The sequence below is a fragment of the Oceanisphaera profunda genome (assembly GCF_002157895.1).
GTDB lineage: Bacteria > Pseudomonadota > Gammaproteobacteria > Enterobacterales > Aeromonadaceae > Oceanimonas > Oceanimonas profunda.
On the sequence record NZ_CP021377.1, the window covers coordinates 2,382,389 to 2,407,292 of the forward strand.

General features: G+C 49.3%; 12 protein-coding genes, 3 tRNA genes, 3 rRNA genes and 1 riboswitch. Of the genes, 12 read left to right on the forward strand and 6 right to left on the reverse strand.

Going from position 1 to position 24,904, the window contains the following annotated elements; all coding sequences use genetic code 11:
• Positions 1-283 precede the first annotated feature (283 nt).
• A complete protein-coding gene (gene clpB, locus CBP31_RS10475; RefSeq protein ID WP_087037071.1) occupies positions 284-2,857 on the forward strand; it encodes an ATP-dependent chaperone ClpB in 2,574 nt (857 codons plus the stop codon).
• Between the two features lie 141 nt (positions 2,858-2,998).
• Here the strand turns inward: clpB and CBP31_RS10480 are convergent, their stop codons facing one another.
• The gene (locus CBP31_RS10480; RefSeq protein WP_174664650.1) at positions 2,999-4,201 is read right to left on the reverse strand and encodes an NnrS family protein; all 1,203 of its coding nucleotides are present in this window, start codon (positions 4,199-4,201) and stop codon (positions 2,999-3,001) included.
• Positions 4,202-4,893: 692 nt separating this feature from the next.
• On the opposite strand from CBP31_RS10480, the gene CBP31_RS10485 reads away from it, so the two are divergent.
• From CBP31_RS10485 to CBP31_RS10510, 6 genes are all read left to right on the forward strand, one after another.
• Positions 4,894-6,436: ribosomal RNA gene (locus tag CBP31_RS10485) — 16S ribosomal RNA — on the forward strand.
• A gap of 298 nt (positions 6,437-6,734) precedes the next feature.
• A tRNA-Glu gene (locus tag CBP31_RS10490) sits at positions 6,735-6,810 on the forward strand.
• Positions 6,811-7,205: 395 nt separating this feature from the next.
• Positions 7,206-10,098: ribosomal RNA gene (locus CBP31_RS10495) — 23S ribosomal RNA — on the forward strand.
• Between the two features lie 139 nt (positions 10,099-10,237).
• Positions 10,238-10,352, forward strand: a 5S ribosomal RNA gene (rrf, locus tag CBP31_RS10500).
• The 16S, 23S and 5S rRNA genes sit together here with 2 tRNA genes alongside, the layout of an rRNA operon.
• 33 nt (positions 10,353-10,385) lie before the next feature.
• Positions 10,386-10,462, forward strand: a tRNA-Asp gene (locus CBP31_RS10505).
• Positions 10,463-10,680: 218 nt separating this feature from the next.
• Positions 10,681-11,705, forward strand: a protein-coding gene (locus CBP31_RS10510; protein WP_407668797.1) for an IS630 family transposase whose coding sequence is annotated in 2 segments (ribosomal slippage) — positions 10,681-11,130 and positions 11,133-11,705 — 1,023 coding nt in all. Because the reading frame shifts where the segments join, the coding sequence is not laid out codon by codon here.
• Between the two features lie 735 nt (positions 11,706-12,440).
• On the opposite strand, the gene CBP31_RS10515 is transcribed toward CBP31_RS10510, so the two are convergent.
• The 5 genes from CBP31_RS10515 to pyrB all read right to left on the reverse strand — a co-directional run bounded on the left by CBP31_RS10515 (position 12,441) and on the right by pyrB (position 20,830).
• Positions 12,441-15,965 carry a bifunctional diguanylate cyclase/phosphodiesterase gene (locus CBP31_RS10515; protein WP_087037077.1) on the reverse strand — a complete coding sequence of 1,175 codons (3,525 nt, stop codon included), beginning with the start codon at positions 15,963-15,965 and terminating at the stop codon, positions 12,441-12,443.
• Between the two features lie 403 nt (positions 15,966-16,368).
• Positions 16,369-16,866, reverse strand: coding sequence for a 6,7-dimethyl-8-ribityllumazine synthase (locus CBP31_RS10520; RefSeq protein WP_087037081.1), 498 nt, complete (start codon positions 16,864-16,866; stop codon positions 16,369-16,371).
• A 148-nt stretch (positions 16,867-17,014) separates the two neighbouring features.
• A riboswitch (FMN riboswitch) is annotated at positions 17,015-17,186 on the reverse strand.
• A 125-nt stretch (positions 17,187-17,311) separates the two neighbouring features.
• Positions 17,312-19,234 (reverse strand): RecQ family ATP-dependent DNA helicase, encoded by a 1,923-nt coding sequence (locus tag CBP31_RS10525; protein ID WP_087037084.1) that lies wholly within the window; start codon positions 19,232-19,234, stop codon positions 17,312-17,314.
• 208 nt (positions 19,235-19,442) lie between these two features.
• Entirely contained in the window at positions 19,443-19,901 is a 459-nt protein-coding gene (gene pyrI / locus CBP31_RS10530; RefSeq protein WP_087037086.1) for an aspartate carbamoyltransferase regulatory subunit, read from the reverse strand.
• A 5-nt stretch (positions 19,902-19,906) separates the two neighbouring features.
• Positions 19,907-20,830 carry an aspartate carbamoyltransferase gene (gene pyrB, locus CBP31_RS10535; protein ID WP_087037089.1) on the reverse strand — a complete coding sequence of 308 codons (924 nt, stop codon included), beginning with the start codon at positions 20,828-20,830 and terminating at the stop codon, positions 19,907-19,909.
• 316 nt (positions 20,831-21,146) lie between these two features.
• On the opposite strand from pyrB, the gene CBP31_RS10540 reads away from it, so the two are divergent.
• The 5 genes from CBP31_RS10540 to CBP31_RS10560 all read left to right on the forward strand — a co-directional run bounded on the left by CBP31_RS10540 (position 21,147) and on the right by CBP31_RS10560 (position 24,694).
• Positions 21,147-21,223 (forward strand) — tRNA-Trp (locus CBP31_RS10540).
• A gap of 52 nt (positions 21,224-21,275) precedes the next feature.
• Positions 21,276-21,671: a DNA polymerase III subunit psi gene (locus CBP31_RS10545; protein WP_087037092.1), complete on the forward strand. Its 396-nt coding sequence runs from the start codon at positions 21,276-21,278 to the stop codon at positions 21,669-21,671.
• On the forward strand, positions 21,647-22,123 hold the full coding sequence (rimI, locus tag CBP31_RS10550) for a ribosomal protein S18-alanine N-acetyltransferase (protein ID WP_087037094.1): 477 nt from the start codon (positions 21,647-21,649) through the stop codon (positions 22,121-22,123). The genes CBP31_RS10545 and rimI overlap by 25 nt, the downstream gene beginning before the upstream one ends.
• A gap of 48 nt (positions 22,124-22,171) precedes the next feature.
• On the forward strand, positions 22,172-23,275 hold the full coding sequence (locus CBP31_RS10555; RefSeq protein WP_087037097.1) for a peptidoglycan DD-metalloendopeptidase family protein: 1,104 nt from the start codon (positions 22,172-22,174) through the stop codon (positions 23,273-23,275).
• A gap of 126 nt (positions 23,276-23,401) precedes the next feature.
• The gene (locus tag CBP31_RS10560; RefSeq protein WP_087037099.1) at positions 23,402-24,694 is read left to right on the forward strand and encodes an NRAMP family divalent metal transporter; all 1,293 of its coding nucleotides are present in this window, start codon (positions 23,402-23,404) and stop codon (positions 24,692-24,694) included.
• Positions 24,695-24,904: the final 210 nt, after the last annotated feature.

The window sequence follows — 24,904 nt, forward strand, 5'->3', positions numbered from 1 at the left end:
GTTTGGTGTTTTGGCTTAAATCTAAACCTCAGTAACAGCCAGCAGAGCTGGCCTGCCGAATAAATTGGGCAGCTACAAAGAACAAACCGAAACAGGGTGCATTATGGCTGAGGTTCATACGTAATCAGGAGAAATTAAGCATTCAGCATTTTGTGTAGCAAGTAAGTTCGACGCTGTAATTCATTTCCCCCCAAAGCTTGAAATTTCACCAATCCCCCCATCTTTAATATCAGTAAACACTTATCTTTTCCCGCTGTGAGCGGATTGTTGGAGGAAGGCTCTGATGCGACTCGATCGTCTTACCAGTAAATTTCAACTTGCCCTGCAAGATGCTCAGTCGATGGCGGTGGGGCGAGATCATGCCTATATAGAACCCGCGCATTTGCTGATTGCCATGCTCAATCAAGAAGGCGGTTCTTTGCGGCCCTTGCTAACCAATGCGGGCGTGGACGGCAACACCTTACGGGTAGAGCTGGATAAGTCGGTAGAGCGCTTGCCCAAGGTAAGTGGCTCGGGCGTTGATGTACAGGTGTCGCCGGTATTGGCGAGATTGCTAAATCAGTGCGATAAATTAGCGCAGCAGCGTAAAGACACTTACATCTCATCAGAATTGTTCTTGTTGGCTGCCGTAGATGAACAAGGCGAGCTGGGTGAGCTGCTTAAACGCTCGGGCTTAAGTAAAGAGAATTTAAGTAAGGCCATCGAAGAAGTGCGCGGTGGGCAAAAGGTTGACGATCCGAATGCGGAAGAAAATCGCCAAGCGTTAGAAAAGTACACTATTGATCTCACCGAACGCGCCGAGCAGGGCAAATTAGATCCTGTGATTGGCCGTGATGATGAAATTCGCCGTACCATTCAAGTGCTACAACGCCGCACTAAGAATAACCCTGTGTTGATTGGCGCACCGGGCGTGGGTAAAACCGCCATTGCCGAAGGGCTGGCCCAGCGCATCATCAATAATGAAGTGCCCGAAGGCCTAAAAGGTAAGCGAGTATTGTCCCTCGATATGGGGGCACTGATTGCGGGCGCTAAATATCGCGGTGAATTCGAAGAGCGCCTTAAGTCACTGCTCAACGAGCTGGCTAAAGAAGAAGGCCAAGTGATCCTGTTTATCGATGAGCTGCACACCATGGTCGGCGCCGGTAAAGGCGAGGGCGCCATGGATGCGGGTAATATGCTAAAACCCGCACTTGCTCGTGGCGAGCTACATTGCGTGGGTGCCACTACGCTGGATGAGTATCGTCAATATATTGAAAAAGATGCAGCGTTAGAGCGCCGCTTCCAAAAAGTGCTGATTAATGAGCCAACCGTAGAAGACACCATTGCCATCTTGCGCGGCCTAAAAGAGCGGTATGAGTTACATCACCATGTGCAAATTACCGATCCGGCCATAGTGGCGGCGGCGGTGTTGTCTCATCGCTATATTGCCGACCGTCAATTGCCGGATAAAGCCATTGATCTTATTGATGAAGCGGCTTCCAGCATTCGTTTACAAATTGACTCCAAACCTGAGCCGCTTGATAAACTCGACCGCCGTATCATTCAGCTGAAGTTAGAAGAGCAGGCGTTATTAAAAGAAGATGACGAAGGCAGTATCAAGCGCTTGCAGATCATTCGTGATGAGCTGACCACCAAAGAAGCCGAATACGCGGATCTTGAAGAAATTTGGCTGTCAGAAAAAGCCGCTATGGCTGGCACCCAACATATTAAAGCCGAACTCGAACAAGTGCGTCGTGAACTTGAAGTTGCCCGCCGTGCCGGTGATTTAGGCCGTATGTCGGAATTGCAGTATGGACGCATTCCTGAGCTAGAAAAACAGCTAGATTTAGCCGGCCAAGCCGAGATGCAAGAGCAGCATCTGTTAAAAAACCGCGTCACTGAAGAAGAAATTGCCGACGTGCTGGCGCGCTGGACCGGGATTCCGGTGGCGAAAATGCTGGAAGGCGAAAAAGACAAGCTGCTGCGCATGGAAGATAGCCTGCACGCTCAGGTGATCGGCCAAAACGAAGCCGTGGATGCGGTCTCTAATGCGATTCGTCGTAGCCGCGCCGGTTTATCTGATCCTAATCGCCCAGTGGGCTCCTTCTTATTTATGGGGCCAACAGGGGTGGGTAAAACTGAGCTCTGTAAGGCGCTGGCAGATTTTCTGTTCGACAGTCGCGATGCCATGGTGCGCATTGATATGTCAGAATTTATGGAAAAACATTCAGTGTCGCGTTTAGTAGGCGCACCTCCAGGCTATGTGGGCTACGAAGAGGGCGGTTACTTAACTGAGGCGGTGCGCCGCAAACCTTATTCGGTGATCTTGCTCGATGAAGTCGAGAAGGCCCACCCGGATGTATTCAATATCTTATTGCAGGTATTGGATGATGGTCGCCTTACCGATGGCCAAGGCCGCACCGTGGATTTTCGTAATACAGTAGTGATCATGACTTCGAATATTGGTTCAGAGCTTATTCAGGAGCATAACGACGATACCGGTTATGAAGACATGAAAGCGATGTTGATGGGCGTCCTCAGTCAGCAATTTAGACCCGAGTTCATCAACCGTATCGACGATATAGTGGTGTTTCATCCCTTGGCTAAGGATCAACTCAAATCCATTGCACGTATTCAGCTGCAAAGTTTAATCGGGCGCTTAGAAGACAAGGGCTTCGAGGTGACAATTACTGAAGCGTTGTTAGACCAGCTGACCGAAGCCGGTTTTGATCCGCTGTTTGGTGCACGGCCCTTAAAACGAGCCATTCAGCAAAAAATTGAAAACCCGCTGGCCCAAGCCATCCTGTCTGGCAAAGTCGCACCCGGCAACCCGCTGGCGCTGGATGCAGATGATAAAGGCTTGGTATTTAGTCAGTAACTCAGCCCCCAGCTAAATTGAAATCAAAGGCCTAAAACTAAAAAGCACCGAACCCAAAGGTTCGGTGCTTTTCTTTTAGCTATGCCGTGTGTTTTTTATTCAACATTAAGCATTTAACACTCAACATTCCCGCGCAGCGGGTTACCCCGGATGCCCATCTGCTCTCGGCTGAGTCAATATTGGCCAATACACCCAGCAGAAAAGTCCGTAGGCAATAATCCAGCAAACCGCACTGCTGTGATACGCCTGCATAGTCAAACTGGGCGAGATCATGGGTAACAGAGAGCGCAATACACCGGCCAGCAACATAAAGAAGAAAGCTATCACTATTATGCGAGTGATTGCCAATGGTCGGCCGGAATGTCCTAGGGAGACGCGGGCAATCATGCCTAAGATCACCGCACCCAAGGCACCGGCAGTTAACCAATGGCTAGCCAAGGAAACGGTAATGCCCATGTTTAGTAACGCCGCCGCTAAAGCCAATAAGCCAAGTGGAATAAATAAATAACCTAAATAGAGGATCCACAGCAAAGGCACCTTAGCCGTAACCTTATAGTTCCAACGACTTAAGCGAATGAGATGTGCGATAGCGGCAACTGATAATAGTAGGGCGAGCAACGCATTGGCGAGGGGAGTGCGTGGCAAGAGTAGCCAAGCCAATACTGACAACCAAATTGAGACTAAGCTCAGCTTCTCTAACCAGACTATGGGCTCAATTTTAGGCGTTTGAGTCGCGCGAGCGGTAAAGAAGGGGAACACTCGGCCACCCATCACGGTAATCAAGGCACTTAGTGCTAGCACCGCTGTAATGAATACTCGCTCGCTCAATAGCCAATTGCCACTCACGGCGGCGTAATAGCTGAGCGCATTTAGCAGAGAGAAGAACACAAACAAAGGCACGAAGAATAAATTACGCCATTGTTTAGTCTTCAATATAGGGCGTGCCAGCATGGCGGCTACGATAGGTAGCCAGAGTAAATCTAGCACTATCACTAAACCATTCAGCTCACCGCGCAATGGCATCAATAATCGAGGCAGTAACCAAAGAGCAGCAACTATCGCCAATGGCCAACTCTTAATACCCGGCACGCCAGTCCAATTTTGCATCGCCGTAGTGACAAAACCGGCGACGATAGCTAAAGCAAAGCCGAACAACATTTCATGGGCATGCCACCAGATAGGGTTTCTTACACCGGGCAGCACGGCGAAACCGGACAAGCTCAAGAGCCACAACAGCATAGCCCCAGCTGAGAACAAAGCGCCTCCTAAGAAGAACACCCGAAAGCCCAGCCGGAACAAAGGCCATATTTTATTTTCTTTATTGGTATCCAGTATCTGCATCAGTGCCACCTTGTATTGGTATTTAATATGCACATTATACGAGGTGTGCATAAAAACAATCGGATCTGGATCAAAAAGCGAAGAGCAGGGGGTGTAAAGATTGTAAGGGACAATAAAGCCAAACCACTTCCTTCTATTATAGGTATCACACTTTACTCTCTGGATTGTTAGGTACTAGCTCGTGAACTTCACCTTTTACTCATCACCCCTCAATGATTTATCCCACGTACTCCATTTTTTACGCATCCTCTCACCGCTTTTTTACCGCGTATAACGTAAAGCGTACCGTTGATAACTGATTTGGCGCCTTATTCGGGGCTTGTCTGCAGCATTAATAAACGATCAGTTTACTTAATCAGCAGTCAGTCATTAAAGTGTCATTTATCGTGTAAAAGCCCTTGCGCTTAAAACTGCCTTCCCTATAATGCGCACCACTGACACGGGGCAACACGCTCACGGTCACAAGGGTTTGTAAGAACGAAAAATTAGTTTGAAACAAACACTTGACGAACACTGAGGAATGCGTATAATACGCATCCCTGACCTGAGATACGGTCAACGCTCTTTAACAATTTATCAAGCAAACTGTGTGGGCACTTAGCAGCACGTTGAGAACAAAATAATATTGTTTTTCAATGTCTTGCAAAGTGTACCTAGTAATAGATATATCAGTAATTCATTGAGCATCAAGTCTTTAATTGAAGAGTTTGATCATGGCTCAGATTGAACGCTGGCGGCAGGCCTAACACATGCAAGTCGAGCGGTAACAGAGAGTAGCTTGCTACTTTGCTGACGAGCGGCGGACGGGTGAGTAATGCTTGGGGATCTGCCCAGTCGTGGGGGATAACCATTGGAAACGATGGCTAATACCGCATACGCCCTACGGGGGAAAGGAGGGGACCTTCGGGCCTTTCGCGATTGGATGAACCCAAGTGAGATTAGCTTGTTGGTGAGGTAATGGCTCACCAAGGCGACGATCTCTAACTGGTCTGAGAGGATGACCAGTCACACTGGGACTGAGACACGGCCCAGACTCCTACGGGAGGCAGCAGTGGGGAATATTGCACAATGGGGGAAACCCTGATGCAGCCATGCCGCGTGTGTGAAGAAGGCCTTCGGGTTGTAAAGCACTTTCAGTGGTGAGGAAAGGTGTGAGCTTAATACGTTTACACTGTGACGTTAACCACAGAAGAAGCACCGGCTAACTTCGTGCCAGCAGCCGCGGTAATACGAGGGGTGCAAGCGTTAATCGGAATAACTGGGCGTAAAGCGCACGCAGGCGGTTTGTTAAGCCAGATGTGAAAGCCCCGAGCTCAACTCGGGAACTGCATTTGGAACTGGCAAACTAGAGTCTTGTAGAGGGGGGTAGAATTTCCAGTGTAGCGGTGAAATGCGTAGAGATTGGAAGGAATACCAGTGGCGAAGGCGGCCCCCTGGACAAAGACTGACGCTCATGTGCGAAAGCGTGGGGAGCAAACAGGATTAGATACCCTGGTAGTCCACGCTGTAAACGATGTCAACTTGAAGTCTGTGTCCTTGTGACGTGGGTTTCGGAGCTAACGCATTAAGTTGACCGCCTGGGGAGTACGGCCGCAAGGTTAAAACTCAAATGAATTGACGGGGGCCCGCACAAGCGGTGGAGCATGTGGTTTAATTCGATGCAACGCGAAGAACCTTACCTACCCTTGACATACAGCGAACTTTCCAGAGATGGATTGGTGCCTTCGGGAACGCTGATACAGGTGCTGCATGGCTGTCGTCAGCTCGTGTCGTGAGATGTTGGGTTAAGTCCCGCAACGAGCGCAACCCTTATCCTTTGTTGCCAGCGCGTAATGGCGGGAACTCAAGGGAGACTGCCGGTGATAAACCGGAGGAAGGTGGGGACGACGTCAAGTCATCATGGCCCTTACGGGTAGGGCTACACACGTGCTACAATGGCGCGTACAGAGGGAAGCCAACCAGCGATGGTGAGCGGATCCCAGAAAGCGCGTCGTAGTCCGGATTGGAGTCTGCAACTCGACTCCATGAAGTAGGAATCGCTAGTAATCGTGGATCAGAATGCCACGGTGAATACGTTCCCGGGCCTTGTACACACCGCCCGTCACACCATGGGAGTGGGTTGCAAAAGAAGTAGGTAGCTTAACCTTCGGGAGGGCGCTTACCACTTTGTGATTCACGACTGGGGTGAAGTCGTAACAAGGTAACCCTAGGGGAACCTGGGGTTGGATCACCTCCTTACCTTAACTTAACGGCTGTTGAGTGTTCACACAGTTTGCTTGATATATGAGTAGAGCGCTTTTGATGAAGGCGTGGCGGCGGATTTGCCTATAGTCCGCCATGTAAACAGGCCTTCATCAGTAAATGTGCGATTTGGGAAAGGTTACACACCAAACATTAACAGAAGAGTTACTTCTGATAATTCGGTGTGCGCAGCCGGAGTACAGGGATATCATTATTCTTGCCGCTCGGGTTCGCGGAGCTCACCGCTCACCTTTACTAAAAATCGTTGAAGCTTGCTTCAACAAACATATTTTTAGTCCCCATCGTCTAGAGGCCTAGGACACCGCCCTTTCACGGCGGTAACAGGGGTTCGAATCCCCTTGGGGACGCCATTAAAGCCGCTCAAACACTAAGCATTACGCTGTAAAAGATTAACTTCTTTTAAAGTCTAACGCTTAGGGTTTAACTACTCTGTTCTTTAACAATCTGGAAAGCTGATAGAAATAATTTGTAGTTCTTGATACGCAAGTGTCTTAGAAATTCTTGGCGAAATATAGTTGTAAGCATCAGTCACTGATGCAAGCGACCCCGCTTAGAGAATTGTTTTTATACAGCCTGAAGTTTACTTATTATAAGTGAGCATTTAGGCAGGTCGCAGCGCAGCAAGTTCTAGGCATTACTTGAACGAGTGCTTGAGCATAGTTTTCTATGTGATAGCACGAGTAAGAGTAATAACGACGAAATTGCAAAGCCGCGACAGCATAAAACACACTTCTTGGGGTTGTATGGTTAAGTGACTAAGCGTACACGGTGGATGCCTTGGCAGTCAGAGGCGATGAAGGACGTGCTAACCTGCGTTAAGTACGGATGAGCTGGTAAGAAGCGCTTGAGTCCGTAATATCCGAATGGGGAAACCCACTCTACTTAGTAGAGTATCGTAACGTGAATACATAGCGTTACGAGGCGAACCGAGGGAACTGAAACATCTAAGTACCTCGAGGAAAAGAAATCAACCGAGATTCCCCTAGTAGCGGCGAGCGAACGGGGACCAGCCCTTAAGCTGTTTATGATGTAGTGGAATGGTCCTGGAAAGACCAGCCGTAGTGGGTGATAGCCCCGTACACCAAACGTCATTTACAGTGAAATCGAGTAGGACGGGACACGTGATATCCTGTTTGAATATGGGGGGACCATCCTCCAAGGCTAAATACTCCTGACTGACCGATAGTGAACCAGTACCGTGAGGGAAAGGCGAAAAGAACCCCTGTGAGGGGAGTGAAATAGAACCTGAAACCGTGTACGTACAAGCAGTGGAAGCCCACTTGTTGGGTGACTGCGTACCTTTTGTATAATGGGTCAGCGACTTAATTTTAGTAGCAAGGTTAACCGTATAGGGGAGCCGTAGGGAAACCGAGTCTTAACTGGGCGAATAGTTGCTAGGATTAGACCCGAAACCCGGTGATCTAGCCATGAGCAGGTTGAAGGTTGAGTAACATCAACTGGAGGACCGAACCCACTAATGTTGCAAAATTAGGGGATGACTTGTGGTTGGGGGTGAAAGGCCAATCAAACCGGGAGATAGCTGGTTCTCCCCGAAATCTATTTAGGTAGAGCCTCGGACGAATACTTGCGGGGGTAGAGCACTGTTTAGGCTAGGGGGTCATCCCGACTTACCAACCCTATGCAAACTCCGAATACCGCAAAGTACTATCCGGGAGACACACGGTGGGTGCTAACGTCCATCGTGAAGAGGGAAACAACCCAGACCGCCGGCTAAGGTCCCAAAGTCATAGTTAAGTGGGAAACGAAGTGGGAAGGCTCAGACAGCCAGGATGTTGGCTTAGAAGCAGCCATCATTTAAAGAAAGCGTAATAGCTCACTGGTCGAGTCGGCCTGCGCGGAAGATGTAACGGGGCTAAACTATGCACCGAAGCCGCGGATGCACTCTTTATTGAGTGCGTGGTAGGGGAGCGTTCTGTAAGTCTGCGAAGGTGTGTTGTGAAGCATGCTGGAGATATCAGAAGTGCGAATGCTGACATGAGTAACGATAATGGGGGTGAAAAACCTCCACGCCAAAAGACCAAGGGTTCCTGTCCAACGTTAATCGGGGCAGGGTGAGTCGACCCCTAAGGCGAGGCCGAAAGGCGTAGTCGATGGGAAACGGGTTAATATTCCCGTACTGACGTGTACTGCGATGGGGGGACGGAGAAGGCTAAGTGGGCCAGGCGTTGGTTGTCCTGGTGAAAGGGTGTAGGCAGTGTGTTTAGGTAAATCCGGACGCACAATGCTGAGGCCTGAGACGAAATCGCTACGGCGGTGAAGTCACTGATGCCCCGCTTCCAGGAAAAGCCTCTAAGCTTCAGGTACACGTGAATCGTACCCCAAACCGACACAGGTGGTCGGGTAGAGAATACTAAGGCGCTTGAGAGAACTCGGGTGAAGGAACTAGGCAAAATAGTACCGTAACTTCGGGAGAAGGTACGCTGAGGCATGTGAAATCCCTTGCGGATGGAGCGTGACTCAGCCGCAGTGACCAGGTGGCTGGAACTGTTTATCAAAAACACAGCACTGTGCAAACTCGCAAGAGGACGTATACGGTGTGACACCTGCCCGGTGCTGGAAGGTTAAATGATGGGGTTAGCCTTCGGGTGAAGCTCTTGATTGAAGCCCCAGTAAACGGCGGCCGTAACTATAACGGTCCTAAGGTAGCGAAATTCCTTGTCGGGTAAGTTCCGACCTGCACGAATGGTGTAATCATGGCCACGCTGTCTCCACCCGAGACTCAGTGAAATTGAATTTGCGGTGAAGATGCCGTATACCCGCGGCTAGACGGAAAGACCCCGTGAACCTTTACTATAGCTTGGCACTGAACATTGGCCCTACATGTGTAGGATAGGTGGGAGGCTGTGAAACGATGACGCCAGTTGTCGTGGAGCCATCCTTGAAATACCACCCTTGTATGTCTGATGTTCTAACGTAGGCCCCTTATCGGGGTTGCGGACAGTGCCTGGTGGGTAGTTTGACTGGGGCGGTCTCCTCCTAAAGAGTAACGGAGGAGCACGAAGGTTGGCTAAGTACGGTCGGACATCGTACGGTTAGTGCAATGGCATAAGCCAGCTTAACTGCGAGACGGACAGGTCGAGCAGATACGAAAGTAGGTCATAGTGATCCGGTGGTTCTGTATGGAAGGGCCATCGCTCAACGGATAAAAGGTACTCCGGGGATAACAGGCTGATACCGCCCAAGAGTTCATATCGACGGCGGTGTTTGGCACCTCGATGTCGGCTCATCACATCCTGGGGCTGAAGTCGGTCCCAAGGGTATGGCTGTTCGCCATTTAAAGTGGTACGCGAGCTGGGTTCAGAACGTCGTGAGACAGTTCGGTCCCTATCTGCCGTGGGCGTTGGATGATTGAGAGGAGCTGCTCCTAGTACGAGAGGACCGGAGTGGACGAACCCCTGGTGTTCGGGTTGTATCGCCAGATGCATTGCCCGGTAGCTACGTTCGGAATCGATAACCGCTGAAAGCATCTAAGCGGGAAGCGAGCCTCAAGATGAGTCATCCCTAGGGCTTTACGCCCTCTAAAGGGCCGTTGGAGACTACAACGTTGATAGGTTGGGTGTGTAAGTGCAGCGATGCATTGAGCTAACCAATACTAATTACCCGTGCGGCTTAACCATACAACACCCAAGAAGTGTGAGACCTTGCGGTCAAGAACAAACAAATTATTTCATAAAAGATATCAGGCAGAAAAATTGCTCCCTGCATTTTCTGCACTTCCGCCATCCATGGCGGTCGCTTTCCAGATTACAATTTATGCCTGGCGGCCATAGCGCTGTGGAACCACCTGATCCCATGCCGAACTCAGTAGTGAAACGCAGCCGCGCCGATGATAGTGTGGCAGCTGCCATGTGAAAGTAGGTCACTGCCAGGCAACCAATTTAGTACTTAACTATCCCATCTTTGCGGAGTGGTAGTTCAGTTGGTTAGAATACCGGCCTGTCACGCCGGGGGTCGCGGGTTCGAGTCCCGTCCACTCCGCCATTTTTAAAAAAGCCCTTAGCTATCAATAGCTAAGGGCTTTTTTCTTTTTCATCCCCGCTAAAACTCTTCATTCCTACTTTGTCAAACCCACCTCCGTGACCAAATCGTGACCATTTGGTAATACCAATCGTACTAAATAATACCAATTACACTAAAGATACAGTCTAATATAATTACTAGGCTTTTATCGTTATCGGTACTTAACTATGTCCGACTCTATCAAGAATACCGACTTTGTGGCGCTGGCCAAGGCAGAAACCAATGCTCGTAAACGTATGCGACTACTCGCATTAGCGCATTTCCAAGAAGGTCATTCCCGAACTGATATCGCGCGATTTCTCAAAGTTAATCGTAATAGTGTTAATCGATGGGTAGCCAATTTTCTACTTCATGGCTTAGCGGGACTCGACAGTGTTCGCCCTTCGGGCCGTCCAACTCACCTTACAACTGAACAACTATCTCAACTGAGTGACTATATCGATCAACAAAGTCGAGATACCAGTGGTGGGCGGTTACAAGGACTTGATATTCAAGCCTATATTGAGAAAGAGTTTGGTGTGTCTTATCAGATAGCCAATATATATCGCCTGGTCCACCAGCTCGGGTTTTCTTGGATAACCAGCCGTTCACGCCATCCTAAGCGGGATGAGTTAGCACAAGATCTTTTTAAAAAAAGTTCAAACTAGAGACCATTCTTAGCATTCCCGGCCACGTTGCACTCAGCAAAGTCGATGTTTGGTTTCAAGATGAAGCTCGATTTGGGCAGCAAAATACGACCACGCGTTTATGGGCTAAACGTGGCAGTCGACCAAGGGCTGTTCAGCAGCAACAATTTGAGTATGCGTATCTTTTTGGTGCTGTGTGTCCAGCAACGGGAGCGACAGAGGCGTTACTGAGCCCCGTCGTTAATCGAGAGATGATGAAAGTACATTTAGCGCTGATATCAGCCCGTACCGAGCCCGGTCGACATGCCGTGGTCATCATGGATGGCGCGGGGTGGCACACTGCTGAGTGCGCCAATGCGTTTCCCAATCTCACTATGATTAAGTTGCCCCCTTACTCTCCCGAACTGAATCCTATCGAACAAGTATGGAGCTGGCTCCGGCAACATACACTGGCCAATCGTTGCTTTAATGATTACAACGACATTATTGATGCCTGCACATCAGCATGGCAGCACTTTATTACCGACGTAGATCGGGTGAAGTCGCTTTGTCATCGAAGCTGGATAAATCTGACTTAATAATTAATGTAATTGGTATAAGTAGTCAGTTTTTACTTCCTGTAAAGGTCGGATAAACGGCCTACTCCACCGACACGCTGCAAGCACATCCCTGTGGCGCTCAAACACATGATCATCCATGTCATGTGATGGTCGGTGGAGTAGATCTCTTTATCCACCCCTATGCCACGTAGCCGCCTGTGGGTGAAGTTAGCAGACAGCTCGGTGCTTAAGAGAGGTAACAGAGATCGCCTCCCACGACCGTGACAATGCCAGGGATGGCATTTCCCGAGCCCCCATGGATGGGTTTATGGCGTGTCGAGGTAGGTGACTCTGTTTCCTCTTTTGTACTGGTTGTAATAGATCAATTATTTAGTGTGTTTGGTATAACCACATACTTGTTTTGACCGGAGTTCAAACGGCATTTAGCTTCTCTCGCATTCCAACTCGTTGCATAGAATTTTAAAAACTCGCTGATCAAATTCATCCATTCTTGAGTGCACACTTGTATCACGCGTTAGCTACCTTTGGTAAAGGTGTTCTAGGCGTCGCAGACGCTATCCACAATGCCTTCATAATTTTTGAACATAGGATTAGCCAGACAATACGGACACATCCCAGACCAAACCAGTCTGGCTCTGTAATGTAAGCGTTCTGTTCTAGATGGTGCTGCATGGTTTCTTTGCTCACTCGCCGTGTAGTCAAACGAGTTGAGTGAAGTGAGATATAAGTAGCTCTGAGTGCACTGCGGGCTGCTTATATTGGCTGGTCATTCATACAGCTTACTAATTCATTAACTAACAGATCGCACAGTTCGCATAAAACGATTAATTGCTCTGTTAGACGGGGATTTTGCCCCGCCTTATATTGCTGTATATCGGCGACCAGTTGCTGAGTCTGCTGATAAAGCTGATGTTGGTAGGCCAAGCGTGCGGGTGTAATATTAGGAGTACTGGTTAACCAGCGAGTTAAATGGCTGCTGTTTACGTCAAATAGCGGCCAATGCTCATGCTTATTTTGTAGCGTAAGCATCAGCTCTTTAATCCAAGCCTTATGTTCTAGGCCTGCATAAAGCAGCGGCAATTCGTTTCTATTTAAACGCCGAATCTTGGCCCACTGCGGAGCGGGCTGCCAGTGGGTTATCCAGCTTGGAATATCTGCAGCAGGCATAGGGCGAGCAATGCCGTAGCCCTGCGCTAAGTCGCAGCCCATGCGCAGTAAGCTATCGCCATGAGCCAAGGTCTCTACGCCCTCGGCAATGACTTGGCGGCCAAAGGCCTTAGCCAGACTTAATACGCCGTCGAGTATGGCTAAGTCTTCGGGGTCTTCAAGAATATCGCGGATAAAACTCTGGTCTACCTTAATGATATTGGTGGGTAAGCGCTTAAGATAAGTGAGGGAAGAATAGCCGGTGCCAAAGTCATCTAATGATAAGGCGACCCCCAAAACACGACACTCTTCGAGAGTTTTTGATACTTGGGCCAAATCGCCTAGGGTGCTGGTTTCTAACACTTCCAGCTCGAGCATGGCAGGCGCAACGCTTGGGTATTTTGCTAATAGTTTTGCTAACTGAGTGGCAAAGTCAGGTTGACGTAAATGACGGGCGGCAATATTGACACTGACGGGCAGTGTTAGCCCCGATTGCTGCCAATCCAATATTTGTATTAATGCGCTTTCAATTACCCAATTACCTAGTTCAATGGCGAGTCGATGCTCTTCAATAATGGGTAAAAAATTTGCGGGTGCCAGTAAACCTTGCTCTGGGTGTTGCCAGCGGATCAGCGCTTCTACTCCTATGACGTCACCGGTGCGCATATTGACCTTCGGCTGGTAATGCAGCACAAACTCATCACCGTCTAAAGCGACGCGAATATGCTCCACGCTCTGGTGGTGCTCTCGCATATAACGGGCTTGTGCAGTATCAAATAAAAAGTAACGATTTTTGCCTGCGAGTTTGGCTTGATACATGGCCTGATCTGCTTGGCGTATCAGCTGTTCAGGCTCCTGAGTTTCGGGCTGAGGATAAAAGGTCACGCCTAAGCTTGCTGAGACTTGCAAGCGATGATGGCCTAGCTGAACGGGGCGTGCAGCGGCTTGTAGCAGACGTTCAAGCAAGGGCATGCTGACGTCTAGGCTGGCGATATCGAGCAAGATTGCCACAAATTCGTCCCCGCCCAGCCTAGCCAAGGTATCTCCTTCGCGGATCGCCGCTTTCATGCGCGCAGCAACGGTCGTTAGTAGGTGATCGCCTGCAGTATGACCATAGCGGTCGTTAACTTGTTTAAACCCGTCAAGATCTAGATAAATGATGGTTAAAGATTGTTGATGACGATCGGCTTGGAGCATGGCTTGATGTAAACGGTCAGCCAGCATTAAGCGGTTAGGTAGCTTGGTGAGCGGATCGTAATGGGCCAGATGTTCGAGTTTTTGTTCGTTGGCTTTAAGGGCGGTAATATCGGTGGCGATACCCAGCATGCCGACTATGATGCGGTTGTCAGCTTCATCATAGATGGGCGTTTTGATATCTAAAAAATTCACGGCTCTGCCAGTAGGACTGGTAAAGGTAAATTCGGCCTGAGATTGCTCACCGCGCAGTGCTTCCCGGTCAGCTTGGCGCAATTGGGCAGACATAGTTGGCCCCAAAAGCTGTATGCCGTCACTGCCGAGCAAGGTCGCGGCATTACAGCCTAATAATTCTAAGGTGGCACGATTGGCGTAGGTGTAGCGTAAGTCGGTGTCCTTCATAAAGATACAAGAGGGCACATGATCGAGGGCCTGGCGAAAGCGCTGTGTTTGTTGGTTAGCGACCTTTAACGCCAGCTCGACTTGTTTACGCTCGGTAATATCCGTCATCATGCCATACCAGCTGATAGAGCCGTCCTCGGCTCGATGTGGTTGAGAGTCGCCAAATACCCAACGCACAGTGCCATCTTCTAACATAATGCGAAACTCATGGCGCCACAGCGCCATGGTATCTGCAGAGAGTTGCACACTGCGCTCTACTTCAGCTAAATCATCGGGATGCATGGTCGTAAATACAAAGGCGGCATCCTCTTGTACTTGCTCTGGCGTCACACTATAAATTTGTTTAATACCTGCACTTGCATAAGGAAAGCAGCCGCGACCATCCGGATAAAGACGGTACTCAAACACCATGCCAGGCACGCGGCTGGCGATAGTTTGCAAGCGGTGTAATACCGTTTTTAGCTCTTGTTCTCGCTGGTGCACTGTTTCGGTGAGTTGCTGGGCTAATTCCCAAGTACGAGTACGTCGGTTGGCAAGGGTGCGCATTAAGAAAAATAATAAACTGGTTAACAGCAAGCCCATGAGCAGCGTCAACCAAGTGCTGGTGTAATTAATAACTTGGTCGGGGTGGATATAATCAAAGGTCAATAACCAGGGGCGGCCATTAAAACTGAGAAAGTGCTCTTGAAAAAACTGACTGGGGCTAGCTGTACGATTTTCTGCATGACTTGAATATAATAATGTTTCGTCGAGTACTTGTGTGCCATCGAAAATACGTAAGTTAATCGGTTGTTGCTGTTGTGCTTGCCAATCGCCCAAAATACCTTCCATAAAATCATCCATGCGATACGCACCGTGCACCCAACCGATTAGGGCGGCTCGTCGCTGCGCGATGGACTCAAGTGCGCGGTCGGCTTGATAGACAGGGGCAAACATCAGGGTGCCCGCTTGGCGATGCTCTGCGTCTTCTATTACTAAGTCTACTTTGCCACTTAAACTGACTCGCCCTGTATCACGGGCTTGAATCATGGCTTGGTGGCGTATCGGATCGGTAAACATGTCATAACCTAAGGCTTTTTGATTACGAGCATGAAAAGGGCTGAGAAAGAGAATAGAAGTATAAAGGTCACGGGGCCCTGATGGCCAAATATGATAATCAGCTAACCCTGTCGTGCGCACCTGAGCTATGTGTTGCTCTAACTCGGCGGGGGATATTTGAAGAGTAAAGTTCACCCCAGAGATACCCGACATTGCTTGTGAAAGCTGTAGCTTGCTGACGTATTGATCCCATTCTTGACGGGTAACCTCTGCTGAAGCGTCAAATAAGCCAGCCCCACCGCGTAACATCAAGGCATAGGTGGTTAAGCGCTCTTTTACGGTGGTGGTGATATGGTCTGTGACAAAAGAAAAGTCTTTAACGGCGCGCGCTTCGCTGGTTGTTTTCACTTCCCACGCCGCTAAGCCAGTACATAGCAAACCCAATAGTAGTGCGACCCAAGAGAGGCGGGATAAGATGGTAGGGTGCTGATGTGTCATTGAAGAGCCTTCCTTAGCCCATGCTGATAGCTGCTATGCCATATTTTGAAAATGCAGATAATGAAAAGCCGTGCATAAATAATGATGCAAATTTAGACACATAAACAGTGTACTGAGTTGAGTCTAGCAATGCTGAAGCGACACTTAAACACAGCAAGTATGAGAAGCATAATAAAACGATAGAAAAGATATGAAAATCAGTAAGGTGAACCAGTCCAGCAGAATAAGATTATGATGGCCTAGAGCATGATTATTTAGAAGAAAGCTATCTAGCAAAGGTTATGTAGGGGAAGGCTAAAGCGGGGGCAGTTAATAGGGGATATTACTGAAGCTGTTAATAATACGCTGAGTATATAAAAACGGGCATGACGCCCGTTATTATATTGCCTAGTGCGCGCTTTTTTTAACCTTGAGATAGCGCTTTTGCTTGAGCTGTCATGCGCATAGCACCATCGGCGGCGTGGGCGAGTTCTTGGCCCTTGAGCACAAAGTGACGGCTGTAGTACTGCTTATGCTCATCGTGCTCATGAAAGTGATGCGGCGTTAAAATCGCGGTTAATACCGGCACTTCGGTTTCTAACTGCACTTGCATTAAGGCTGTGCACACGGTCTGCGCCACAAAGTCATGACGATAAATACCACCATCCACCACTAAACCACTGCAGGCAATGGCTGCATACTGGCCAGTTTTGGCGAGTAGCTTGGCTTGCAGCGGGATTTCATAGGCACCGGGTGCGGCAATCACATCTATGTTGTCTACGTCATAACCGAGCTCTGCTAATTGGCTGCGAAAGCCTTCTAAGCAGTTCAGTACTATCTCCGCATGCCAAGAGGCGTGAATAAAGGCAATGCGTTGGTTGCGAACGTTAAATTCGTTTGTTTTCGTTAAGCTCTGATCCATGGTAAATCCTGTTATAAAAATTACTGAATCAGGGCGAACGTACAGGCAAGCACGGCACCGAGCAAAGTGAGACTTTGCTACTGGCCATGATCTTTGGTTAGCAGAGGGCACAGCACTAAGCTGCGTCTACCAGATTAAAGGACATGTCTGACGCTCTCTATCATCCGGACTATTACCGTCGGCTCTGGGTTTGCACCAGATCTGCTGACCTTTATCGCTTAATAATTCAGCTGATAAAGCGCTCGCGGGCTGAATATTTGGCCTTAAAGGCGAAACATTTTACCGCCGGTGGGGAATTACACCCCGCCCCGAGAACGAAATCGGTTATACCGATGCGTCAATATAGAATTTTATGCGTGGTTAGTAAAGCACTAGCCTTTTAGATGGCTGCCAGCTGCGAATGATAGGCTGTAAGTTAAGGGTAAAATAACCAGCGCCATGTTTCTTACGCCTCACGCTCAGCGGCCAACGCGCTGCGAATATCGTTAAAGCTGTGCTGTTCTAGTTTGGCAAAGCCGGCTTGCTGCTTGGCCTTTAGGCGGTTAAGCAGCGGCGTGCTAATACCCGATAAAAAACAGGCCAGCGTATGCAGGCTTAACGGCTGTGGGCTCTGTGTTTGTAGTGGCTGACACCAGTGCTGCAATTGTTCGCTACTTGGCAAAGGAGGCGTGCTGGGCTTGGGCAGCTGTGCCGGTTTTCCTGCACACACCGAGCAATGACCGCAAGCTTGAGGGGCATTGTGATCGGCAAAGTAACCAGCCAAGTGGTGGCTTAAGCACTCGGGGCTTTCAAAAAACTCGATCATTTCTTTAAGGCGCGCAATTTCGCTGTGCTCTTTTTGGATAAACAGCTGATACAAGCGTGCCGCTTCTGCCTCTAAATTTAAGTTAGGCTGTAGCACTTTATATACTTCGACCATTTGCTTACTTTCGAGGCTGATCAAGCCTTGTTGATGCAAATAATCCAGTGCACTGATCACCCGCTTGCGCTCGCCGCTGCTCTGTTGCCAAATAAGGTCAAAGTCAACTTGGCACCAAGTTCTAGCCTGAGGTGAGCCATTAAACACGGCACTTAAAAAGGCCTGCCGTTCAGGGTTGAAGCGGCTCAGGATCTCTTCGCTTGAAGCCAAAAACTTAAAACGATAATCCCCGTAGTAGCTGTATTGCGACTCTATAGTGTGGTTGAGTTCCAGATACACCAGCAGGGTGCGCAGCGGCAGTAAGCGAATATTGCAACTGTTGGCCAAGCGGATAGGCATTATTTCCCAAGGCTCGCCGTTAGTAGGCAGCTGTGCAAGTAAGGCTTTAATGGCTTCTGGCTCTGGGGTATCGCCGTACACGAAGTTTTCTAATACATTCAAGCCTGCCTGATTGCCGAGTAGCGTGCAGCGAGAGGCGTGGCCATCTCGCCCGGCGCGGCCAATTTCTTGGCTGTAATTTTCAATCGACTTAGGCAGGTCGAAGTGAAAGACTCGGCGAATATCTGCCTTATCTACACCCATGCCAAAGGCAATGGTGGCCACGATGCACGGAATTTGCCCTGCCATAAATGCCTGTTGTAGCGCTTGGCGTTTATCTTGATCCATACCCGCATGATAGGCCTGAGCGTTAATCCCCGCGTGGCTGAGCTGTTTAGCGACCAGCTCGGCGGTGTGTTGCAAGGTCACATACACGATAGTAGGGGCGCTGGGGCTTTGTGAAATCTCTGCAATTAAGGCGGCGGTTTTGTCGTGTTCTGCCACCGGTAGCACTTCAAGGTATAAGTTAGGGCGATAAAAGCCGGTGATCACCACGTTTTCTTTATTCAGGGCAAATTTTTGCTGCATGTCGTTTATCACGGCTGGCGTGGCGGTGGCGGTCAGCAGTAACACTTGTGGAATATTCAGGCTGTGGCAGTAAGCGGGCAGTTTCAAATAATCTGGGCGAAAGTTATGACCCCATTCAGAAATACAGTGCGCTTCGTCGACCACCAGCAGTGAGATAGGTATTTGGCCGATAAATTGGCGAAAGCGTTCGTTCTTCAATCGCTCTACCGAAATCATCAATACCTTGATCTGACCTTCGCGTACACCTTGCATCACGGCGCGGCTTTCTTCAAAACTTTGGGTGGAGTCGATACTGGCGGCGGGAATATTCATGCGCGCTAAAAATGCCAGTTGGTCTTGCATTAAGGCGAGTAAGGGTGAAATCACTAAGGTGAGATGCGGTAATAATACCGCCGGCAATTGATAGCATAGAGATTTGCCCGAGCCGGTAGGAAAAATAGCTGCCGCCGATTGGCCAGCCATAATGGTGTTGATCACCGCTTCTTGGCCGGGGCGCAGGGTAGAGAACCCAAAATACTGCTGTAACGTCTGATGTAAATTCATGTACCGCCAACTCATTGCAAACAATGCTAACTAGCTTGGCTGGCGCTCAGGCCTTTGGCAACTCTAAAACCAGCGCCAAGCCTTTGAAAGGCAATGCTGAATGCTGAATTTTTAATGTTGAATAAAAACAGGGCATAAAAAAGCCAAGATCCTTAAGTGGGGTCTTGGCTGTAGCTCGGCGCTCGGTGCTCGGCGCTTAGTTAGTTGTTTAAAACGCCATAAAGTCTTGGTGGAAGGATTTTTCGCAGTAATTACAGCGAAAACGCACCTGACCTTTAATCGCGCGCACTTTAAACTTGCTGCTGACCGGCTCGTTATGGCTGATGCAATTGGAGTTAGGGCACGAAAAAATACCCTCAATGCGTTCTGGCAATTGCAGCTGTAACTTTTCTACCACGCCAAAATCTTCGATTAAGTTAACGGTGGCATCGGGGGCAAACAGCGCCAATTGGTTGGCTTGTGTGGCAGACAGGCGTACGTTTTCTACCTTAATAATATCTTTGCTGCCCAGTGCTAACGACGGTAAATTCAAACCGACGGTAATTTTGGCTTTGGTTTGGATCAATCCAAACAGTTGCAAGATCTTGATACCTTGGCCGGCCGGAATATGATCGATAACGGTGCCATTATGGATGGCTTCCACTTGCAGTTGGCTTTTATGCATCATATCTCTCAAATGTTCTCGTTCAACACCAGCGCCAGCAGAGCTTGACGCGCATAGACACCGTTTTCTGCCTGCTCAAAATAATAGGCATACGGCGTGTCATCCACTTCTATGGCGATCTCGTCGATGCGCGGCAGTGGGTGCAAGATTTTAAGGCTGTCTTTGGCGCCTTCAAGTACCTCGGGCGTGAGCACGTATTTAGAGGCTACATGCACATATTCAGTTTCATCGAAGCGCTCTTTCTGCACCCGCGTCATGTAGATAATATCCAGCTCATCCATGACTTCTTCCATGCTGTCGCAAATTTCGAAGTTAATGCCTTTTTCAGTTAACTCATCACACAAGTAATCGGGCATCGACAGCGCTTTGGGGGCAATAAAGTAGAATTTACAGCCAAACAAACTCAATGCTTGAGTTAAAGAATGCACGGTACGGCCATACTTAAGGTCGCCGACAAAAGCGATAGTCAGCCCTTGTAAAGTGCCTTGGGTTTCATAGATGGTAAATAAGTCGAGCAGGGTTTGCGTGGGGTGCTGATTAGAACCATCACCGGCGTTGATCACCGGCACCGAAGAAAATTCGGAGGCCAAGCGGGCGGCGCCTTCTTGGGGATGACGCATCACAAAGGCATCACCGTAGGAGCTGATGACCTTGACCGAGTCGGCCAGGGTTTCGCCTTTTTTTGCTAGAGAAGTGCTGGCGCTATCGGAAAAACCGATCACTGAGCCGCCTAAGCGCTGAATCGCCGTTTCAAACGACAACCGCGTTCGAGTAGAGGCTTCAAAAAAACAACTGGCCACCACTTGGCCTTTTAATAGGTCTGGATGGGGCTGAGTTTTAAGTTTTACGGCGGTATCTATGATCAACTCAAGCTCAGAGCGAGAGAAGTCAGAAATCGAGATAATATGTTTTTGATATAGGGGATTTGCCATCAGCGACGCTCTTGCAGGTGTAAGGTGAAGGCCACAAAAAAGCCCCGATAGGGGGCCATGAGAGCTAGTTGATTACAAACGCTGGCGCCTTCGCTCTTAAAGTGCGGAGCGAGTTTTGAGACGAATAACGGGGTAGACACTGCAATGAGCATTTATTCACCACTCCAAGCGCTTGCTAATCAGGCAGATTATAGAGAAATGCTCAGCAGAAGCAAAATATCTGATTGAATTGACGAAAGATTGAGCGAACAAACTACTTAATGGTAAATAGCACTTTACCTTTGGCTAAGGTCCTCTATAATTCGTCTCGTATTGCAGGGGTGTAGTTCCAATTGGTAGAACGGCGGTCTCCAAAACCGACGGCTGGGGGTTCGAGTCCCTCCACCCCTGCCAAATTTTGTAAAAAGCCAGCCTAACCGCTGGCTTTTTGCATTCTGGAGTACTGATGACGCCAACCCAATCACAACTTTGGCAGTTTTTAGGCTTGGAGCACTGGCATTGTGCGCACCCAGAGCGACTGCCGTTAGCGCCCATGCCAAAGGCGGCACCTGCCGAGGTGCTTATTATCTTAGGCCCTGCTACTAATCCATCTTCGCACTTTATTACCGACTTATTAGTAGCGCTGTCATTAGAAGCATCTCAATTACAGAGCCTGAGCCAAGCTGACTGGCTGGCGGCAGATAAACCTACGGCTCGGGTATTGCTGGGGCTGAATGTAACCTGTGAGCTTGACGCTTTTCACTGGCAGGCCAACTTACCTCTTGCTGCCTCACCAGCACTGACTGCATCACAAAAACGCGCCCTATGGAGCTGCTTATGTCGCTGTTATTTAGAGCATTAACCCCAGAAGATCTCGATGCCATGCAGCACTTAGAGCAGTCCGCACACAGCCACCCTTGGACTAGGCAAACCTTGGCCAGCAGCTTTGGTCAACGCTACTTTACCGGTTCGTTGTGGACGGCTGACCCTGCGGCGGGCTCTGAAGTGGAATCTACATTAGTCGGCTACTTTATTGCCGATGGCGTACTGGATGAAAGTACCCTAATGAACATTTGTGTGGCGCCCGCTGCTCAAGGACAAGGCTTGGGTCGTCAGTTACTGGATCTTTATTTAGCCGCCTGTGCCGAGCGCGGCATTACCCAGCACTGGTTGGAAGTGAGAGCCTCTAATCTTAAGGCACAAGCTTTATACCTCTCGGCGGATTATCAAGAATATAGTCAGCGCCCAGATTATTACCCCACGGCCACCGGCTGGGAAGATGCGGTGTTAATGGCATTTAAAATGTACGACTAACGAATTGTTTCTATACTTATCGTCTGAGTCACTTTCAAGGATGAAAGCATGGCAGGTGTACGGTTAGTAAAAAGCAGTGGGGCGCAGAGCGGCAGCGCCTGCACAAAAGGTATATTTTGGTTAGGTCTGTTGTTGTTGGGGGCCAGTAGCGCGCAGGCCGATATCTACCGCTATCGTGATGCTAATGGCATGGCTCACTATACGGATAATAAGCTGTTTATCGCTAAGCGCTTGCCTACCAGTGGCCAAGAGTATGAGTTGAATCGTGATGGCGTATTAACCCGCGTCATAGAAAAAGAAGATGGTCATTACCTGTTGATGCTTAATCGCCTCGATACGGCCGTTAACCTCAACCTGCAATTTTCTGACACGCGCAATGTGGTTATCCCTCCCGAGCTGCAGAAAACCCTCTTGCTCCCTGCTAAAACAGAAACTGTGCTTGGTAAAGTTGCTGCCAATGGCTCCGGTGATTGGCGTTATCAATATGGCTTTTCTTATCAATATGGCGCATCAAAGGGCCAGTTAGCTAAAAAACATGCATCCAAACCCAAGACTGGCGCGCATAAACAACGGGATTACTTTCCTACCTCACGCACTCCTAGCCTACAAAACTCAACGTCAAGCTTGGCGTATCGTGGTAAGCCTCAACATCGAAGCTATCAGGGCGCCGTTCATGATCTCGGCTCACCGGTGCTTGGCCGTTACCGTATTAGCCAAGGATTTAATGGCGCCTTTAGCCACAATAAGCGCGGCAACCGTTATGCCTTGGATATCGCCTTACCTATTGGCACCCCTTTATATGCCAGCCGTGCTGGAGTAGTAGTGGCGGCGGTGGATACTCATGTGGGCGGCGGTTTGGCTCAGCAATATCGTGGCAAAGCCAATCACTTGCGAGTGCGCCACAGTGACGGCAGCATGACCTTGTATGTCCATTTACAAACCGGCTCATTGCGGGTGGCCAAAGGAGACAAAGTACGATTAGGACAACCGATAGCCGCGTCCGGTAATACAGGCTATACCTCAGGCCCACACTTACATCTGGCGTTGCAAATAGATAACGGCGGGCAACGCGAGTCTATTCCTTTCACTTTACAAGGTAGTCAGCCGCTGGCAGGCATATGGCTGTCGGGCACCGCGTGGGGGGATGAATAAGCAGGCTTGCGGTACAGCTCCAAGCTATCGCCAGCATTTAGCTAGAAAAGGGTTGCATTATGGCATTGTCTGTCGCCTCATATTGCTCTTTTAAACCCACACACTATGAAGCGACAGGATATAAAGATGGCAGAGTTAACGGGTGAGGCACAGCAAGGCTCACGCAGCATAAGTCACTATATGCAGGTATTGGGCCCGGGTATTTTAGGGGCCGCGGCGGCCATTGGCGGCTCGCACCTAGTGGCCTCCACCCAAGCGGGCGCCATTTACGGTTGGCAGTTAGTGGGCCTTATCCTATTAGTGAACCTGCTTAAATATCCCTTCTTTCAAATTGGCGCCCGTTACACCATGGCCGCCGATGAAACCCTGATCCAAGGTTACGATCGCATTGGTCGTGGCTATCTCTATTTATTTACTGCGCTCAACTTAGTGGCATCGGTGATCAGTACCGCTGGCGTCGCCATGCTCTGTGGCAGTATTTTAGGGCTATTTCTTGGCGATAGCTTAACCGTGACTCAGCTCAGCATGATAGTGCTGGCGGGATCCTTGGTGTTTTTATTGACCGGCCATTACAAGACCCTAGATCGTGTGACCAAATGGATAATTGTGGGGCTGGCGATTGCTACCGTCTCTGCCGTTTGCTTGGCACTGAATAAAGGCGGTGTGGCTCCACCCGATTTTGTATCGCCCAGCCCTTGGAACTTAGCTTCGGTCGGCTTCTTAGTGGCCTTAATGGGCTGGATGCCCGCACCCATTGAGCTGTCCACTTGGAACAGTGTGTGGCTGCGCCAGAAAAAAGCCTTGAACAAGAGCTTGGATTATAAAGACGCGCTGGTAGATTTTAACGTCGGCTATATTACCTCTACCTTGCTGGCGCTGGCATTTGTGGCTTTAGGAGCCTTGGTGTTGCACGGCAGCGGCGTGAGTTTGGCGTCGTCGGGCATTGGATTTGCCCATCAATTAGTGGATGTCTATGCCAGCGTGATGGGGGAGTGGAGCCGTTGGTTAATCGCGGTGATCGCCTTTCTTTGTATGTTTTCGACCACAGTCACGGTCTTAGACGGGTACAGCCGCGCGCTCAGTGAGTGTTTTGTGCAATTTGGTCAGCCCCAAGGCAGTGGCCCTACTGGTAACGGTAGCCGTTATACTTATCCATTAATGATCGCCATGGGCATTATCAGCGCCTTTATTATTATGTTCTTTAAAGGCGCGCTGCTGGCCATGCTGGAATTGGCCATGATCTCGGCTTTTATCAGTGCGATGGTATTTGCGTGGCTAAACTATCGGTTAATGTTTTTACCTCAAGTATCTGAGCGCTATCGGTTAGGCACAGGTATGCGAGTGCTAAGCTGGCTGGGTATCCTGTTCTTTGCCAGCTTTAACCTGCTGTTTGCTTACTGGTACTGTTTTGTAAAATAAAGCGCAGTAGCGCCGTAAAGATACAAAGCTAAATAAAGAGTTAAATAGAAAGCACAGACCCAGCCAAGCTACTGACGTTAGCGCGTTACTTAAACCTTACCTGAGCACAGGGCGAGCATTTAGCTGGCCCTGTGCTTTTTAATGCCGGCTTAACAGCAGAATCTGCTTTTGTGATCGCGCACGCTAAAAGGCCGCGCTATTGGGGTGCAA

Coding starts and splice junctions, on each gene's coding strand:
- clpB (WP_087037071.1), top strand. CDS start 284: ATGCGACTCGATCGTCTTACCAGTAAATTTCAACTTGCCCTGCAAGAT.
- CBP31_RS10515 (WP_087037077.1), bottom strand. CDS start 15,965: ATGACACATCAGCACCCTACCATCTTATCCCGCCTCTCTTGGGTCGCA.
- CBP31_RS10520 (WP_087037081.1), bottom strand. CDS start 16,866: ATGGATCAGAGCTTAACGAAAACAAACGAATTTAACGTTCGCAACCAA.
- CBP31_RS10525 (WP_087037084.1), bottom strand. CDS start 19,234: ATGAATTTACATCAGACGTTACAGCAGTATTTTGGGTTCTCTACCCTG.
- pyrI (WP_087037086.1), bottom strand. CDS start 19,901: ATGATGCATAAAAGCCAACTGCAAGTGGAAGCCATCCATAATGGCACC.
- pyrB (WP_087037089.1), bottom strand. CDS start 20,830: ATGGCAAATCCCCTATATCAAAAACATATTATCTCGATTTCTGACTTC.
- CBP31_RS10545 (WP_087037092.1), top strand. CDS start 21,276: ATGACGCCAACCCAATCACAACTTTGGCAGTTTTTAGGCTTGGAGCAC.
- rimI (WP_087037094.1), top strand. CDS start 21,647: ATGTCGCTGTTATTTAGAGCATTAACCCCAGAAGATCTCGATGCCATG.
- CBP31_RS10555 (WP_087037097.1), top strand. CDS start 22,172: ATGGCAGGTGTACGGTTAGTAAAAAGCAGTGGGGCGCAGAGCGGCAGC.
- CBP31_RS10560 (WP_087037099.1), top strand. CDS start 23,402: ATGGCAGAGTTAACGGGTGAGGCACAGCAAGGCTCACGCAGCATAAGT.